The following is a 17,854-nucleotide window of genomic DNA, read 5'->3' on the forward strand; positions in this document are numbered from 1 at the left end:
CTATTCTCCTGAAGCGGTATCTTTGAGCGGGGCCGAATGAGAACCGTAGGTGTCTTCACCCTCTTCTTAGGGGGCGGATCTCGGGGGACGTTCAAACGCCTGACCGGCCCCGGCATTGCAGGAATGTTGGGGCCCAAGGCAAGGGGGATGACCAGCAAAAAATACTTGGCTGGTCATGCCGGACATCCCGGTTGCGGGTTTTTGCAAGGCGTTCTGTGCTGTGCGACTATTCTTGGCCCTGACTTGGATGTAGGGCGGTCTCCCTGTTCAAGTCATCTTCAGAACACAGAAAGGATGCTCATGGCTGATTACACTATTGACCCAGCGTACGACAAATGCCGCGCGTTTATCGATGATTGGCGGCTCAAAGGCCGTAGCTGGGAAGAGATCGCCAAGCTCGGCCGGTTGGGGGCGTCACCGGAAAAGCTCGATGACTGGTTCCTCGCGCAAGAGGAAATGCAGGATTGGCCTTCACTGGGAGATAGTCCGGAAAAGCGTTTCGAATGCTGGAAGGAGATAGTGAATCGCAAAGAACAGGCCGAAGCCCAATCTGTCGCGGCGGCGAGGCCTTTGATTATCGTTGGAGCAGAGGAGACTGAGCCCGGCATGGCGGTGCCTCAAGACGCGCGTAGCGCATGGCAGCTTTATAGAAAATACCTGATCGCCCAAGGCTGGAAGCAACCTGCGGTCGATAACATTCAGGGATCTGCCGTACGCGTCCTCCGGCATCTACGGCAGACCACCAAAGATAGGATGGCTGTTAAAGGCTTGGTCGTCGGCCACGTTCAGTCCGGCAAAACGGCCAACATGGCAGGTCTGATTTCCATGGCAGCCGACTATGGATGGAATTTGTTCGTCGTTCTGACCGGTACGCTCGAAAATCTGCGTATACAGACCAATAAGCGTTTAGTGGGTGATTTGTTTCAGCATGATGGTAATGTCACCTGGAAGGCGATCGATCATCCATCTGGCAACAGTCCGTACGGGGCTCGCGCACAGGACATGCAGTTCGATGCCGGCCGTCGAGACCGACATCTCGCTGTTTGTCTCAAGAACCCTGCGCGATTGAATCATCTCATTGCGTGGATCAAGGCTCACCCGCACGGGATGTCGCAGATGCGCCTGGTGGTGATTGATGACGAGGCGGATCAGGCCGGCATCAACTCGAATGATGTTTTGAAAGCTGAGCGAACAAAAATCAATGGGCTCATTCTTAAGTTGATCCGGCTACCTCTCCAATGCGTGAACTATGTCGCCTTCACCGCTACGCCTTCCGCCAATTTTCTGAATGAGGGCCCTGGCGACACTCTGTACCCGAGCGATTTCATCGCAGCGCTGCCACAGGCGGACGAGCACTTCGGGCCTGTGCAGATTTTCGGCTATGCCGAAAACGAAAGGTCGCCGTTGGGAATTGTTCTTGAAGTATCAGATAACGATTTGAATCAAGTTGGTAAGCTTCACAAGGGGGAAAGTCTAAAGCTGCCAAAGGCATTGGAAGAGGGGCTGATCTGGTTCCTATGCTGCGTGGCCGTGATGCGGCAGTCCGTTACCGCCAGACCCGTCAGTATGCTGATCCATACCAGCGCGAGGCAGTTGCATCACGACCATATGAACAAAGCGGTGCACAGTGCGCTCAGGACTTGGTCACAATACTCGGAGGAGCAATTGGCCGATGCTTTTAAGCCTGTTTGGGACAAAATCTCGTCCGGTCTGGATGCCGATGGGTTCAGAGAGCGCTTTCCAGATTACGGGCGCCTGTCTGAACTCGTCGAACTGCCGTTATTTGATTCATTCTTTCCTGAGATTCGGACTCTTCTGGATGAGGTTACGGCTATTAAGCTAGACGCGGACTCTCAACCCAGGTACCACAAAGGTATCCATATCTGTGTTGACAACTGCGCTAATAATGGAGTAACTGATGAAAATGAGGTCCGTAGATTGTTTTACCCGGACGCAGCGCAGCAGTTGGATTTTTGCACTGCCTTCATCGTCATTGGCGGCGGAACGCTTTCACGCGGCTTAACAATAGAGAATTTGGTTAGCACCTTTTTCCTGCGAGGCTCTGCGCAAGCAGATTCTCTCATGCAAATGGGACGATGGTTTGGCTACCGGAAAGGCTATGAACTGATACCTCGCATCTGGATGTCGACCGAGACGAAAAAAAAATACGAGTTCATGGCTGTTGCCGAGGAGGAGCTTCGGGACGACCTTGAGCGTTTCATGCACGGTGGGGCCAAACCTGAAGATTTTGGGCCTCGGGTTCGTGTACATCCAAAGTTTGCATGGATTCGGCCAACCAGTGCTAATAGGATGCAAAGCGCTGTGAATACGAAATACGACTTTTCAGGTATCAACAGGCAGACAACGGTTTTCCACGATGGGGAAGGTGCCGCCTCGATCCTGGACGCGAACCTAAAGGTAACGGAAAAATTTCTCGGTTCATCAGATGCTCACCTTGAAAAGTCTCAGTTGAAGGGCGCAAACAGCTATGTTTGGCGGGGCGTCGACGTTAGCCGCGTAGCAGATTATTTGGCCGAATTGTCGTTCCATCCGGGAAATCAGTTTTTCTCCGACATGGGTGCCTTTCTGAAATGGCTCGGCGAGCATGCAGATAACGCAGGATATACAAAATGGAACGTCGTGATGGCTGGCAGCACGCCGAACCCGGATAATTCCTGGGAAATCTCGGGCAAGGCTGTCGGCCGAATCAATCGTAGTAGGTTGATTAGTGAACGTTCGGATGACGGTGTCTCCATTGGTGCGTTGCGAGACCCAAAGGATTTGCTTGCAGATGCCTGCAACCTTGCTCCCGATAGCATTTCCAAGATGAAATTCACCAGTTCTTCCATCTCGAAGAGTCGCATCGAGGGTGGAGTTGGCGCAGTACCACAATTGTTGATCTATCTAATCGACAAGACGGGTAACCGCGGACTGCAAGAAAAAGCAATTCTTGATCCAAAGGCAACGCGGGCACCGCTCATGGCTAAGGCAAACATTATCGGTGTAAGCATTTATTTGCCGGGCTCCCAAGGCGCCCAAAAGAGTTATGTCACCCACGTGACAGTGAATATCCCCGATAGCTTCAAGGCTTCAGAAGAAGACCTCGAAGAAGCGCTAGGCGCGGTCTAACTTATGAAATATCACAGCCTTCCATTGCAGCCTATGCAGGAATCCGGGGCATACCTCCTTCGTGCTTTACAGAACGAAGAAACCCCTCTGCTTGATTTGCTAGTCCGGGAATCCGTTCAGAACGCGCTAGACGCAGGATGCAAAGGGAAACCAGCTCTGCCAGTTTCGGTTGATTTCTATATTCGTGACCACTCTGTGAATGCCATCGCTTCTACATTCGGTGAGGGGCTTAACCAGCAAGTTTTTGCAACACGCTTTCCGCGCGCTCAAAAGCTTCTTGAGATCCGCGATTCAGGGACTGAGGGGCTGACGGGCCCGATGACTTTTGAAGGCGTGGAACCGCATGGCCAACACGGCAACTTTCTCAAGCTTGTGTTCGAGATTGGTCGGACCCGAAGCGATGAGGGTGCAGGTGGATCATGGGGATTGGGCAAGACCTGTTACTTTCGGATGGGCGCAGGCTTGGTTATCTACTATAGCCGAATCAGGGTCGGCGAAGAGTATGAAGAGCGGCTAGTGGCCTCTATCGTTGAGGACGAAAATCGTGTAGATCGGCTTCAATTGAACACCCAAACAGGTATTGCCTGGTGGGGAGCAGAAGGAGGCTTGGGTGCAATCACTTCCCCATCCCATATCCACGAAATTCTTGATGCGTTCGATGCCAAACCTTTTACCGGTAAGCAAACTGGCACAGCAATCATTATTCCGTTGCTCAAGGAGAAGCTGTTGCCCGTTTTCGACGGGGAAAGGGGCGCTACGCCATGGTGGTACGGTGATTATGAAAGTTATATAGCGGTTTCAATTCAGCGTTGGTTTAGCGCACGTCTGGATAACCCATTCTTCGCTACCGGTAGGTATCTGAAAGCGTCGGTGAACGGCAAAGAACTAGCTCACTTTGAAATGTTACCGATATTTCAGGTTGCCCAGAGTTTGTATAACCGCGCAATGAGCGATACGGCTAAGGAAGACTATCTGACCGGCAAAGGTATCAAGAGCGACCATCTGCTCTCCAAATCAATTCAACTGCGCGGTGAATTCGTAGGTAGTGGTCTGGCAGGTCGCCTGCTTGCTGTAGCGCTGACCCCGCGTCAGCTACAAATGGATGCGCCCGACAATGCGCCCAGCCCGGAAACATGCATTTTCTCACGGGCCGACTGCGGTGCACCCCATCGACCCGTAGTAACATTCATGCGGTCTCCGGGAATGAATATCTCTTGGGACGACAGCCTTGACTCCCGGAGCTGGGCGGGTGGGTTTGCTGGGTTTCCTGATGGCCGATACGTTGTGGCGCTGTTTTTGCCTGATTCGGAACAAGAATTACAGGCGTCAGAAGCCCGCGGCTTGCGCTCGACAATACAGACTCTCGAAGGATATCTCCGGAGCTGTGAACGTGCGGATCATGGCGCGTGGGTCGACATCAGCGGTGGACGTGTCATTGAAAAGATTCGCGCTCAGTGTGGCCGGGCCATCAAAGACTTCGGGTCACCGCCTACGCCCAGCTTGAAAGTCAAACCATCCATGCGGATGTCACGCAAGCTTGCTGAACTCGTATTACCCAACCGTGGATTTGGCGGGGATGGACGTTTTGGCAAAGCAGCGCCCCGAGCAGCTGCTACCCATATTTCCAAAGGCGCTGCAGTACCTTCACCGGAGCTGGAAATCACAGAGCTTGGATATGAAGATGATGCGATCGTCATGAAATGGCGATTGAGCTGGGGAATGCTGCACCAAGGTATGCCTAGGGATATCTGTGTTTCCGTAGACTCCGAAGGTGGCCCAATCACCTTTGACACTTGGGTCACGAACAGACTTGGCGCGTTTCCGTTCCATCTGGATTCATTCAAGCTTAGCGGTTCAGCTATTACTGTTGGAAGTGTCGGAATCGATGGTGGAACAGGTGTAAGGCTCACTTTGACTGGTCCGGCGATAGAGTCGGGTTTGATTTTCGAAGGAAAACTTCACGTCAGGATGAGTGATTCGGACCGCAAGCTATTGCGGCCCGTGATCGGGGTCCGGATTTCAGATGGAGGTGGAGCTGCGAAATGAGCACTCGACTGCCACTATATCGAATGTTGAATGCACCGCTTGGCAGGAGTAACGAACCAGCGGTGGACTACCTATTTTTATCAGATGAAGGTCTAAATCCAGGTGCGACCGAAGTCAACGGCAATCAATATGCCTTGGGTAAGGACAGCGACTGGAATCCGGCCGAACACCCTTTGGCGGTTCAATGTTTAATTCACCGGGCTCCATTATTGCATGCCATATTCGGTCCAGAGGGGGTAGCCGGCAGTGGCACCGAGGTGTTATTGGCGCTGGAGTGGGCATCCGCTGACTCATGCTGGCGAGCGCTAGGACCGGTTCATGGCTTACGACACGAAGATGGGGGCATCGTAGCGTTGGATATCACCTTGGAGCCGGGGACCGTTAGAGGTAGTGGTTTTCTCTCCGTTCAAGCGTTCCTCGGCAAAAGCCAGACAGATTCCGCTCCCGGATTTGCTCAGCAGGCAGGCGCCAGGCTAGGCCCATTGACCCAGCTTGTTGAAGTCGTAATTGACGGGGACGGCTCTCTTTTCCCGGTTCTGGAAGAGTCATTGGGTGCGGAGGGGCCATTATGGGAATTGAAAGCGTGCTGGAGCGACCCCCAGGATGAGCCGTTCTCCAGCGAATACGTTGCTCTTGTGCTGAACAACGCTCACGCGCATTTTGACCAGTTACGCGACAGGGGGGGGCTTAACTTCGAGCAGTCTCCGCTGTTGCGCCAAGTCTTCGCCGCGTGGCTGGCACTTGTCGTTGCTCAGGTCAAACACGATATGGGAGCAGATTTCGATACGTATCTGGCCGCGCCTGATGTGGACGACGGATTCGGAAGTATTGCTGACGCTGTGCGGTCGTTCATTCGGTTAGGCTCTCTGAATACCGCCTCGCTCAACGAGTTGTTTGTGTCAACTCAATGCTGGTTGGATCAGCGAGTTCGGGATTTGGAGAATGTAGAATGAGCTTCCCCACCCTGAACCTTAAACTTTCGCTGCGACGCTATAACGAAATGGTCAAAGGCGATGCATTTCTTCCCGAGGCGTCTAACGCAGAGATGGAGGAAATTCGCCGGCAGCTCTTCGCCGTCGTATCGCTGTACGACTCCATAAAGAAGGACACCGCTTCAGGTCCCGGCGCCTATGACATTCGGGTTGGCCTCGCTCTGTACCAGGTACTGGCGGACGCAGGCATAAGCATTCGTACTGCCGCAGATGACGGCTGGTGGAGATTTCTGTCTTTGCGTGTGTTGCCTGACCTGGTCAAGAGTCGCTGGGACGGCGCCCCCCCTGTTAGATTCTGGAAGGGGCGAAGCCGCATCTGGTTACGCGCGATGTGGTGGACGGTCCACCTGACTTGGCAAGGGAACCAGGAGAATACTCGCAGAGTGCTTGAGAGCGTGACCACTGACACCGTCGTTCAATTAGTAGAACGGCCCGGCAAGGGCGGCTTCAGGATTGAGCTGACACGGCTTATTTTCAGCATGCGTCAGCACCGCAAGCCTTCTCAGGATCAGTTCAGGGCAATCATGAAACTCAATACAGCTCAGATCGTGCTGAAGGAACCTGCATTCTGCGACGGGGGCCTGCATGGCTATGTGGATGCGCTATTCACGGACGTAGGTTGCGCGCCTGTCCTTCCGGATCTCAATCATGACTGAATTGCTGAAAGAAATTCAAGAGGGCTTTGCCAATCTCGATCAAAGCGGCCGAATGCTGCCGCTCAGGGCTATGCCAGTAGATTGTGCCGCATGGGTCTTCAGGGAGGGAACAGCCTTCGGAGTAGCTATTGAGTGTTCTGCAGCCCTGGAGCTCTCGGAAGGCTTCGCTGGCGCCAAGCTACGGACCGTGGACCGAGTCATCAGTCAACAGCACCGACGCTTCCTGCGGTTGGAGTCTTCTATAGAGTGGCTCCGCAACGAATTCGGCGTAATCTGCGCGCATATGGTTAGCGTCGAGGCCGGTGCCAGTGTGCGGCAGGCGCTGCTGGCTGATCCTCTGAACTGGTGGGAGCGGTGGCGACATCTCTTGGGTAATGCGGTCGTCGACAGGCATGGTTATGACGTACTTGCTGAGCTTTTAGCGCTGGAAACGCTGGTAACGGGGGGCGCTATTTATGAATGGAGTGGGCCTTTTGGGGGCGTGGTCGACATCAAGACTTCCGAGACCGACTACGAAATCAAATCAACCATCAGTCGATATGGAACTGTGATAAATATATCCGGGCATTTCCAATTGGCTGCCTCTTCGGGCAAGCCATTGCAACTGTTGTATTACAGGTTCGAACCGGCTCATGATGGCCTTTCGATCGATCTGGTTTGTGACCGACTTATCGCGCTTGGGGTGGACGCTGTGCTCCTCGAGACAGCGCTGCAACGGCTTGGGATGGAAGCAGGGTGCTCTGCAAGGAAAGAGGGCTACAACCTGCTTGAAAGTCTATCCTATGCGATCGATGAAAATTTTCCGAAAATAACTCCGGCGAGTTTCAAAGGCGGAGTACTTCCTCGCGGTATTGTTCAGTTCGAATATAAAGTGGATCTTAGTGGCCTCAATTCTTCACCGCTATAGCTAAATGGTTGAACTATTGGAGCAACTTGAAACTTAACGGCAGGAGCTGCTTGCATTCCTGCTCATCAAGCAATCTAGGGCAGCCCAGAAGGTTGCCCGTTTGCTAAGCCATATCTCGTAAAAAACTGAGCCGCTGATGTTCAAGGCTGTGCTTTAGCCCTGCGCTGACCTAGGGTAAGGATCAGGCCGGCCCGGAAGCCGGGTTTGTAGGTGCGGCTTACCCCGGCCCGTGCAGCCAGAATCGATCTGCAAAGGCTTCGACGTGGCTGCGCCTCTGCTCCAATCCTGGTAAAGTAACGGGGCTCGGCTGCCTATTGTGTTGCCATCACTGATTTTTTTGACAAATGAAGCCCATGATTCAATACCAGAATAGTCTTTTCCCGCCTAGGGTGGCCACCGAGCCAGCAGCTGCAGTTGAGCACGCTATCCAGATCGTCGACCTTTTCGCTGGTCCTGGCGGGTTGGGCGAAGGTTTTTCCTCGTCTGGTGAGGGTAGGCGCTTCGATATCATAGTTTCTGCCGAAATGGACCCTGTCGCTAGAAAGACCCTCAAGCTTCGTGCCTTCTATCGTCTGCTCAAGCGGGAGTTCCCTGAAGGGTTGCAGGATTACTATCGGTATTTCAATGGTGAGGCGCCCGAGCCTTATACTGATGCAACCGCGAAATTTTGGCATTACGCTGACTTGGAAGCGCGGCAGATCACCTTGGGTTCACTCGAAGGCGATAGGGAGCTTAATCATTTAATTAAGGAAAGGTTGAACAGCGATGGGCGGCCATGGGTCCTCATCGGCGGCCCGCCATGCCAAGCGTATTCAATCGTTGGTCGGGCGAGGAATCAATCGAAACTAGGTTACATCCCTGAAAATGATCACCGGCATTTTCTCTACAAAGATTATTTACGTATCATCAAGGATTATCGGCCAACTGTTTTTGTCATGGAAAACGTGAAGGGAATACTGTCTTCAAAAGTTGCTGGGAAGGGTATCTTTTCGCAGATTCTGAACGACTTGGTAGATCCTACTAAAGCTCTAGATAATATCGAAGGCGGGCAAAAATATAAAATTTGCTCTATTGTTTCAGAAGAGTCATTCAGCCCTTCAGACTGCATAGACAAAATAAATCCAAAGTCGTTTATCATTGAGGCTGAAAAGTATGGAATTCCCCAAGCCCGACACCGTGTAATCCTTTTAGGGATAGCGCTCGATGAACAGGGCAATGTACCCTCGCATGATCTTTTGACACAGGTCGAGCCAGTCTCAGTAAGTCAAGCGATTGGCAGTCTCCCAAAGGTGAGAAGCAAGCTCTCTCGCAGTTACGACCCCTACGATGCATGGTATCGCACGGTGGCGGACGAAGTAGATGACTTACTGAATCATGCACAGCTGGAAAACGGAAGAATGGTCGCACCATTGCGCGCTACTCGCGAAGCACTGTTTGATGCGCCGCTAACTTCGGGTGCTGACCGCGTCCAAAAAAATCTTGGCGAAGGCTATACAGGCATACCCTCATTGGATGCTTGGTATCAGGACTCGAATATCAAATGTTGGCTGAGTCATGATTCTCGAAGTCACATGCGATCGGATCTGCGACGGTATGCGTTTGCAAGTACTTTTGCGAAACACTACAAGTATTCCCCGAAAGGGCACCTAGAGTTTTCATTACCAGGTCTGGCACCGGCCCACAAAAACTGGGAGAGTGGAAAATTTAGTGATCGCTTCAGGGTTCAGCTCGCCTGGCTTCCGGCAACTACGATTACAAGCCATATCTCCAAGGATGGACATTACTTCATTCATTATGATCCAGCCCAATGTCGAAGCCTGACTGTTCGTGAAGCAGCTCGGCTTCAAACATTTCCGGATAACTACTACTTTGAAGGGAATAGGACGCAGCAATTTCACCAAGTAGGTAATGCGGTCCCACCTTTATTGGCAAACAAAATTGCTGAAGTTGTCTATCATGTCATTTGTCGGCGAGCTGCCGAGGGAAAAACCTAAGCAGAATCAAAGAAAATGATTCAGTGTTTCCCATCGAGAGGGAGTTTATAAATCATATGAAATAACGGCGCTGAGTTAGCGCCGTTATGGTGATTTGCTCAAGTTACTATCAGGTGGTTATTTAGACCACCTTACATAGAATATGAGGAGCTAAACAACCGGTTTTTCAGAAATTTTATCTTTGGTGATACTATTTCCGCATGCAGGGCACATATTTTTTTCCCAAGCGAATTTCATGGTTTGAGTTATTTCAAAATCGCAGGTAGGGCACGGAAACATTACGCCTTCCCTCAATTTTCGCTGTTTGATCAGCGTGCAAGGGTTGTATATATAACGCCGCACTCGGTTGTGAATATCTTCATATTTTGTTATGAATTGAAACTTTTTGTCTTTTTGGTGGTGGTCGTATGTGCAGGAGTAACTCAATGCATATATTGAGAGCTTGTTGGATATATTTGTGTCTTTGGCGCTGATTCGATCAGTCCTCTTGTGAAGAAGCCTCTGGTAGATCAGCTCTGAAAAATCGTCTTCAGCAAGAGCGGAATGGTTTTCGGCACTTTCCTCGACTGCTATATGGCTAGTCTTGTTTTTTATAGCAAAATCTTCAAGGTGTCTCCAAGCTGACATAGCATTCGAGCGGGCTTGGATATTTAGAAGTTTTTTCTCTCCGTCAGATTTTATCGCATCTTTGATCATGACTGCTGAGACATACTGATAAGCGCCACCCCTTTTTAGAGGTCTGTTTCTATAAGTGACAAATTCGTTCCACGCATGTACCAAGATGGTGCCGAAATCTCTCGGATTACCCATTGAGCCCATAATCAGCAGTTCAAAGTTCTTTTTGCTATTGATCAGCACCGAGTTTGAAATGTCCGGACGATGCAGATGGTGTTGTAATCGTTTATCGATAAAGTCTTGAAAATATTTAATGCAAGATTGCTGATCAGTCTCATATATTAGAGATTCATCCAAGTCAATCAGGTGTTGCAGGTCATTGCCGATCGACAGTGGATGCAAGTTACCACGATAAGGAAAATATGCAATCCAAAAATAAATGGGATTATCTATGATTTTATTTATATATGTTGCTAGATATTTTTGGGAGCTGCCTTCATAGTAAAGTTTTTCCCATTCGTCAATATAAAAAGTAATGGATTTAATTTGTAGCGTGCTAATAATTTTTTTTATTATCTCGGACACATGTGATATGTCTAGGTAGCTGATGAATTTCGTGGCTTCATCTTTGGTAATATTGCGTTCTGCCACAGATTTCTTTTTCGCAGAAAGACCGAACGAGGCAGTACTAAGCCCGATCTGAGCCGACATCTCTTCAAATGCCTCTATCAAGTCCTTCAACTGCGTATTGATTTTTTGTTCGCCTGCTTCATAATTCTCGATGATACGAGTTCCTGAAAGCAGTGCATCTTGCGATTTCAACAATATCTCGATCGTTTCTGCCAGTCGTTTTCCGATCGATTGAGGAGTGGCTTTGTCAAGCAGTCTATTCCAAAATCCTTGCTTTGATGCAATAACTAGTATTTTCTGAAGGTGCTCTGAGATCCCAGTAAGTATGAAGCTAGAGAAAAGTCTGTTGAAAATCTCTTGAGTGCAACCCTCCGGAGTTGTTAATTTTTTTGAATTTAGATATATTGTTAAATTGCCATTCTCGAATATGTCTTGATTGATATTATGTCGGGCAAGTAAGAACAGATGGGTTTTGCCGGTCCCTCTGAGACCTTGGATAACACCACTCGACGAACCAGTGTGGGAAATAAGCTTATTAAGATGATCCTTGATTTCGACGTGTGTTTCAGCTAGTTCCGTAATTTTTTCTGCTGATGCCTCAAGACTCAAATCAAAATCTGCTCTCAAGTCAGAGAACGATTGTGTGATTTTTTGAACCAGGGCTGGGTCTTTAACGATGTCTCTTAGCTTTGTTTTTTGGATAGCCATAACTAACTCAAGTCTTCGGAGGGCGCTCTATATCGCTAGATTTTGAATCCTTTTTATCATGGAGTTTTCAAGATTTCAACGGAAGTTACTTATTTTTTATTGGAGTGTAAACTTGCCGGTATGAGCTATTGCGATTGATGGATTTGACACACAAAAAAGGTCGCTCAAGGCGACCTTCTAGGCGTATGTAAAGAGTTCTTCAATCCCAGCTCAAAGCCCCACCAGTCTGATACTCAATAACCCGCGTCTCAAAGAAGTTCTTCTCCTTCTTCAAGTCCATGATCTCGCTCATCCACGGGAACGGGTTGGTCGTCCCAGGATATTCTTCCTTCAACCCAATCTGGCTCAAGCGACGGTTGGCGATGAACTTGAGGTAGTCCTCCATCATCGCCGCGTTCATGCCCAGCACGCCGCGAGGCATGGTGTCGCGGGCGTATTCGATCTCGAGCTGAGTGCCTTGCAGAATCATCTGCGAGGCTTCTTCCTTCAGTTCGGCGTCCCACAGGTGCGGGTTTTCGATCTTGATCTGGTTGATCACGTCGATGCCGAAGTTCAGGTGCATGGATTCGTCGCGCAGGATGTACTGGAACTGCTCGGCGACGCCGGTCATTTTGTTGCGGCGGCCCATGGAGAGGATCTGGGTGAAGCCGCAGTAGAAGAAGATGCCTTCCAGCACGCAGTAGTAGGCGATCAGGTTGCGCAGCAGTTCTTTGTCGGTCTCGACGGTGCCGGTGTTGAATTCCGGGTCAGAGATGGCGCGGGTGTACTTCAGGCCCCAGGCGGCTTTTTTCGCGACCGATGGGATCTCGTGGTACATGTTGAAGATCTCGCCTTCATCCATGCCCAGCGATTCGATGCAGTACTGGTAGGCGTGGGTGTGGATCGCCTCTTCGAACGCCTGGCGCAGGATGTACTGTCGGCACTCGGGGTTGGTGATCAGGCGGTACACGGCCAGCGCCAGGTTGTTGGCAACCAGGGAGTCGGCGGTGCTGAAGAAGCCCAGGTTGCGCATGACGATGCGGCGCTCGTCGTCGGTCAGGCCTTCCGGGTTCTTCCAGAGGGCGATGTCGGCGTTCATGTTGACTTCTTGCGGCATCCAGTGGTTTGCGCAACCGTCCAGATACTTCTGCCAGGCCCAGTCGTACTTGAAAGGCACGAGCTGGTTGAGGTCGGCGCGGCAGTTGATCATGCGTTTTTCGTCGACCGCGACGCGGGCGGCGGAGCCTTCGAGTTCGGCCAGGCCTTCGGCAACGTCGAGCTTGTCCAGCGCAGCCTTGGCGCGGGCTACCGCAGCGGAGTCGCTGGCGTTGACGGCGCGGGCTTCAAGGGCGGCGGCGCCGCCGGCGCTGTCGAGCTTGTCCATCGCGGCTTCGGAGGCATGGCCGGCGTTGGCGCCTTTGGCGGGTTCAGCTGCGTCTTCTTTGTCGAATTCGTCCCAGCTCAGCATGGGTGAGGCTCCTGCTCGAGTGGCCGCGTGGTAGCGACCATTGGATTTGATAGTGGGCTGCTAATGGTGCGAGGTACGCATCAGGCAATGGCTTTGCATCAGAGGCTTGTTCAGCCCCCTGCGATTCTTCTAATTCGGGTAGTGGGCGCGTCAGGCAGTGCCCGGGCCCGGGCATACGGACAAGGCAAAACTCGGACGGGACGTGCGGTGTTCGGCCGTGATGTGATCAACGGCTTGAGAGACGCAGGTAGTCATGGTTTCAGTCCTGTGTTGCGGCCGGCAATTATAAAGACTTTTGCATCACGCGTGTTCGCCGTGAGGCAAATCAATGGCAGCGTATTCGGGTTTTGCTCGATACGTCACGTGGTTACGACATCCGGGGGTTAATCAACGGCGTCGAGGTCGCAATCGCCTATGTAGTGGCTAAGCAGATTGTGAGGCACACGATATAGGTTTTGGGGGGCTGTGTGAAGGAGGTTTGCAGAGTCGAAAGGTCGCAATACCCATCAGCTGCGCTGTAGCTGAAGCGGGCCGGGGGGTAGGGTGGAAGCTGGAGCGCATGCCGTCTGTCGGCGGGGAAAGACCATGCGATTGGGCGCGGGGAACACTGTGACTTTACCGCATGAGTTGAGGCGAAAATCAGGAAGCTTTGCCTGATTGCTGTCATTGTCCAGGATGACATAGCAGCCGACTCGGGCAGAGGCGTCGGAGGACTTGGCGCAACGGCGATTCTGTTCCCCTGCCCGAAGGCTGGTCGTTTGGCTTCAGCCGTAGATAGCTTGTCCGACGCAGCGCTCGAAGCAGCGTGTCAGGCCGGAGTAATCGCAGACGACTGCATCTATGTTCGCTTGAGTCCATTGCTCTTGATCTATCGCCCACCAGCTGATTTCGTAGCCGGCATGGATGATGATATGTTCGAACAGGATGCGTAGCGCACGGCCGTTGCCGTCTCGAAAGGGATGGATGACGTTCAGATCACCAAATAATTGCGCACTTGCACTGATAAGCCCCGCGCGATCAAGCCCCGAAAAGTAGGCCGCTCTGGCTAGGCTACCGAATAGTTTTTCAGCCTCGGGCTCTATTCGCCCAACTGTACAGAAGTGGGTAGTGCCTTTGGATATTTCCACGATGCGGATTTCCCCTGCCCAAGCGTACAGGTCGGCAAAGAGATGCTGGTGGATTCGTCGCAAGCACGCTAGATCATACGGAGGAGGGGAAAACTCGAGCTCGTTCGCCGCAGCTGCGGACAAGTCGCGTTCAGCCAGGTTGAGCACTGGTTCGCTTTGAATGTGCAGCTTGTTATCGAAAACCGATGTGCCGGGGTAACAGTAGGGATCTTGACCGATACCGTACTTGTCGAGCATCAGCTTTCCTTGTTCCTGTACTGCTCCAACAGCGTCTCACGCGTCGGTAACCGGCGCTCACCGTCTTGGGGGGTGGAGGGGAAGCCTTCCAGGCGCAGGCTGGCGGCGTAGTTCGATTGGCGAACCTTGCGGTAGTAGGCTTTTTTGATCTGCAGGTCAGAAGGGGACATGGTGAAGGTCTCTTGAGCGAAGCTGAATTATAGCTGACCACAGTGCTGACGTTGTCAGGAGAGACCGCAGGCTGCTGAGGTCTGACGCCCACAAAAAAACCGGCTTTCGCCGGCTTTTCTGCAGTCAGTGCAACGCTGTTACTGGCAAGCCTCGCAATCCGGCTCGTCGATCGCGCAAGCTTTCGGCACAGGGGCTGGACCCGCTGGAGCGGTCTGGATTGGCGAAGTGTCGCTGCCGCTGGAAACGGCGTTTAGCTTGCCGGTGTTGATGGTCGACTTCTCGGTGCTGGTGGCGGCCAGTGCGCGGAGGTAGTAGGTGGTTTTCAGGCCACGGTACCAGGCCATGCGGTAGGTCACGTCCAGCTTCTTGCCTGAGGCGCCGGCGATGTACAGGTTCAGCGACTGAGCCTGGTCGATCCACTTCTGGCGGCGGCTGGCGGCGTCGACGATCCACTTGGTGTCCACTTCGAAGGCGGTCGCGTAGAGGTCTTTGAGCTCTTGCGGGATGCGCTCGATCTGCTGCACCGAACCGTCGTAGTACTTTAGGTCGTTGATCATGACCGAGTCCCACAGGCCGCGTGCCTTGAGGTCGCGAACCAGGTAGGGGTTGATCACGGTGAATTCGCCCGAGAGGTTCGATTTCACGTACAGGTTCTGGTAGGTCGGTTCGATCGACTGCGACACGCCGGTTATGTTGGCGATGGTGGCGGTCGGTGCGATGGCCATGATGTTCGAGTTGCGGATGCCTTTCTGCACACGGGCGCGGATCGGGGCCCAGTCCAGGGACTCGTTGAGGTCGACGTCGATGTACTTCTGGCCACGGGCTTCGATCAGGATCTGTTGCGAATCCAGCGGCAGGATGCCCTTGGACCACAGCGAACCCTGGAACGTCTCGTAGGCGCCGCGCTCGTCGGCCAGGTCGCAGGACGCCTGGATGGCGTAGTAGCTGACCGCTTCCATGGATTTGTCGGCGAAGTCGACGGCGGCATCGGAACCGTACGGGATGTGCTGCAGGTACAGCGCGTCCTGGAAGCCCATGATGCCCAGGCCCACGGGGCGGTGCTTGAAGTTGGAGTTCTTCGCCTGTGGCACCGAGTAGTAGTTGATGTCGATGACGTTATCGAGCATGCGCACTGCGGTGTTGATGGTGCGCTGCAGCTTGGCGGTGTCCAGCTTGCCGTTGACGATGTGGTTCGGCAGGTTGATCGAGCCCAGGTTGCAGACGGCGATTTCGTCCTTGTTGGTGTTCAAGGTGATCTCGGTGCACAGGTTCGAGCTGTGCACTACGCCCACGTGCTGCTGCGGGCTGCGCAGGTTGCACGGGTCCTTGAAGGTCAGCCATGGGTGGCCGGTTTCGAACAGCATCGACAGCATCTTGCGCCACAGGTCTTTGGCCTGGACGGTCTTGTACACCTTGATCTTGTTGTACTCGGTCAGGGCTTCGTAGTACTCGTAGCGCTCTTCGAAGGCCTTGCCGGTCAGGTCGTGCAGGTCTGGCACTTCGCTTGGCGAGAACAGGGTCCACTTGCCATCGTCGAACACGCGCTTCATGAACAGGTCCGGAATCCAGTTCGCGGTGTTCATGTCGTGGGTGCGGCGGCGGTCGTCACCGGTGTTCTTGCGCAGCTCGATGAATTCTTCGATGTCCAGGTGCCAGGTTTCCAGGTAGGCGCAGACCGCGCCCTTGCGCTTGCCACCCTGGTTCACGGCCACGGCGGTGTCGTTGACCACCTTGAGGAAGGGCACGACGCCCTGGGACTTGCCGTTGGTGCCCTTGATGTAGGAACCCAGCGCGCGCACGGGCGTCCAGTCGTTGCCCAGGCCGCCGGCAAATTTGGACAGCATGGCGTTGTCGTGGATGGCGCCGTAGATGCCCGACAGGTCGTCCGGCACGGTGGTCAGGTAGCAGCTGGACAATTGCGGGCGCAGGGTGCCGGCGTTGAACAGGGTTGGCGTCGAGGCCATGTAGTCGAAGGACGACAACAGGTTGTAGAACTCGATGGCGCGGTCTTCTTTCTGCTTCTCTTCGATCGCCAGGCCCATGGCCACGCGCATGAAGAAGATCTGCGGCAGTTCGAAGCGGATGCCGTCCTTGTGGATGAAGTAACGGTCGTACAGGGTCTGCAGGCCCAGGTAGGTGAATTGCTGGTCGCGCTCGTGGTTGATCGCCTTGCCCAGTTTTTCCAGGTCGAAGGTGGCCAGCACGGGGTTCAGCAGTTCGAACTCGATACCCTTGGCGATGTAGGCCGGCAGGGCCTTGGCGTAGAAATCGACCATCTCGTGGTGCGTGGCGCTGTCGGCCACTTCCAGGAAGCTCAGGCCTTCGGCACGCAGGGTGTCCATCAGCAGGCGGGCGGTGACGAACGAGTAGTTCGGCTCACGCTCGACCAGGGTACGCGCGGTCATCACCAGGGCGGTGTTGACGTCCTTGAGGTTGACGCCGTCGTACAGGTTTTTCAGGGTTTCTTTCTGGATCAGGCTGCCGTCGACTTCTTCCAGGCCTTCGCAGGCCTCGGTGATGATGGTGTTCAGGCGGCCCATGTCCAGCGGCGCGAGGCTGCCGTCTTCACGGGTGATGCGGATGCTCGGGTGCGGTTGGGCCGGGCTGTCGACGCTGCGGGTGGCGCGCTCCTTGGAGCGGGCGTCGCGGTAGATGACGTAGTCGCGGGCCACTTTCTGCTCGCCGGCACGCATCAGGGCCAGTTCGACCTGGTCCTGGATTTCTTCGATGTGGATGGTGCCGCCCGACGGCATGCGGCGCTTGAAGGTGGCAGTGACCTGTTCGGTCAAGCGAGCCACAGTGTCGTGAATGCGCGACGAGGCAGCGGCGGTGCCGCCTTCAACTGCGAGGAAGGCCTTGGTGATGGCGACGGTGATCTTGTCATCGGTATAAGGAACGACAGTGCCGTTACGCTTGATCACGCGCAGTTGACCAGGAGCGGTGGCGGCCAGGTCCTGATTCGCACCGGTAGCCTGCGGCGCTGGGGCCTGCGGGTTCTCGCGAGTTGTGTCGGTTTGCATTGAGTGACTCCACGTTCTCTATGTTTGTTTAGGCACGTTCACGTGCCTGCCGTTCTGCCGTGCGTCTGGCAACGCGGCGCTCCATGGGCTGGGGCCGTGTGTTGCGCAAAGCCTGCGGGCCACCGCCAGGGGTGGGCCGGGAGACGCAAGGCAGAGCAGGGAAGGATGAGGCTTG

Annotated in this window: 11 protein-coding genes; 6 read left to right on the forward strand and 5 right to left on the reverse strand. The window is 53.5% G+C overall.

Features of this window, described 5'->3' with window-relative positions; translation table 11 throughout:
• Positions 1–300: 300 nt before the first annotated feature.
• The 6 genes from SFA35_RS07300 to SFA35_RS07325 all read left to right on the forward strand — a co-directional run bounded on the left by SFA35_RS07300 (position 301) and on the right by SFA35_RS07325 (position 9,724).
• Positions 301–3,129 (forward strand): Z1 domain-containing protein, encoded by a 2,829-nt coding sequence (locus SFA35_RS07300; protein ID WP_320576709.1) that lies wholly within the window; start codon positions 301–303, stop codon positions 3,127–3,129.
• A gap of 3 nt (positions 3,130–3,132) precedes the next feature.
• Positions 3,133–5,175, forward strand: coding sequence for a hypothetical protein (locus tag SFA35_RS07305; RefSeq protein ID WP_320576711.1), 2,043 nt, complete (start codon positions 3,133–3,135; stop codon positions 5,173–5,175).
• A complete protein-coding gene (locus SFA35_RS07310) occupies positions 5,172–6,128 on the forward strand; it encodes a hypothetical protein (protein ID WP_320576713.1) in 957 nt (318 codons plus the stop codon). Before SFA35_RS07305 ends, SFA35_RS07310 begins: the two co-directional genes overlap by 4 nt.
• On the forward strand, positions 6,125–6,823 hold the full coding sequence (locus tag SFA35_RS07315) for a hypothetical protein (RefSeq protein WP_320576720.1): 699 nt from the start codon (positions 6,125–6,127) through the stop codon (positions 6,821–6,823). The genes SFA35_RS07310 and SFA35_RS07315 overlap by 4 nt, the downstream gene beginning before the upstream one ends.
• Complete coding sequence (locus SFA35_RS07320) at positions 6,816–7,730, forward strand: PD-(D/E)XK motif protein (protein WP_320576721.1); 915 nt, start codon at positions 6,816–6,818, stop codon at positions 7,728–7,730. The genes SFA35_RS07315 and SFA35_RS07320 overlap by 8 nt, the downstream gene beginning before the upstream one ends.
• 353 nt (positions 7,731–8,083) lie before the next feature.
• Positions 8,084–9,724: a DNA cytosine methyltransferase gene (locus SFA35_RS07325; protein WP_320576723.1), complete on the forward strand. Its 1,641-nt coding sequence runs from the start codon at positions 8,084–8,086 to the stop codon at positions 9,722–9,724.
• A 150-nt stretch (positions 9,725–9,874) separates the two neighbouring features.
• Here SFA35_RS07325 and SFA35_RS07330 read toward each other — a convergent pair whose 3' ends face one another.
• The 5 genes from SFA35_RS07330 to SFA35_RS07350 all read right to left on the reverse strand — a co-directional run bounded on the left by SFA35_RS07330 (position 9,875) and on the right by SFA35_RS07350 (position 17,679).
• Positions 9,875–11,677, reverse strand: a complete 1,803-nt coding sequence (locus tag SFA35_RS07330; RefSeq protein WP_320576725.1) for a hypothetical protein — start codon at positions 11,675–11,677, stop codon at positions 9,875–9,877.
• Positions 11,678–11,876: 199 nt separating this feature from the next.
• Positions 11,877–13,124 (reverse strand): ribonucleotide-diphosphate reductase subunit beta, encoded by a 1,248-nt coding sequence (locus SFA35_RS07335; protein ID WP_320576728.1) that lies wholly within the window; start codon positions 13,122–13,124, stop codon positions 11,877–11,879.
• Between the two features lie 764 nt (positions 13,125–13,888).
• The gene (locus SFA35_RS07340) at positions 13,889–14,488 is read right to left on the reverse strand and encodes a Fic/DOC family protein (protein WP_320576730.1); all 600 of its coding nucleotides are present in this window, start codon (positions 14,486–14,488) and stop codon (positions 13,889–13,891) included.
• Positions 14,488–14,658 carry a YhfG family protein gene (locus SFA35_RS07345; protein WP_320576732.1) on the reverse strand — a complete coding sequence of 57 codons (171 nt, stop codon included), beginning with the start codon at positions 14,656–14,658 and terminating at the stop codon, positions 14,488–14,490. The genes SFA35_RS07340 and SFA35_RS07345 overlap by 1 nt, the downstream gene beginning before the upstream one ends.
• 138 nt (positions 14,659–14,796) lie before the next feature.
• Positions 14,797–17,679, reverse strand: a complete 2,883-nt coding sequence (locus tag SFA35_RS07350) for a ribonucleoside-diphosphate reductase subunit alpha (RefSeq protein ID WP_320576734.1) — start codon at positions 17,677–17,679, stop codon at positions 14,797–14,799.
• Positions 17,680–17,854: the final 175 nt, after the last annotated feature.

The sequence above is a fragment of the Pseudomonas sp. HR96 genome (assembly GCF_034059295.1).
Lineage (GTDB): Bacteria > Pseudomonadota > Gammaproteobacteria > Pseudomonadales > Pseudomonadaceae > Aquipseudomonas.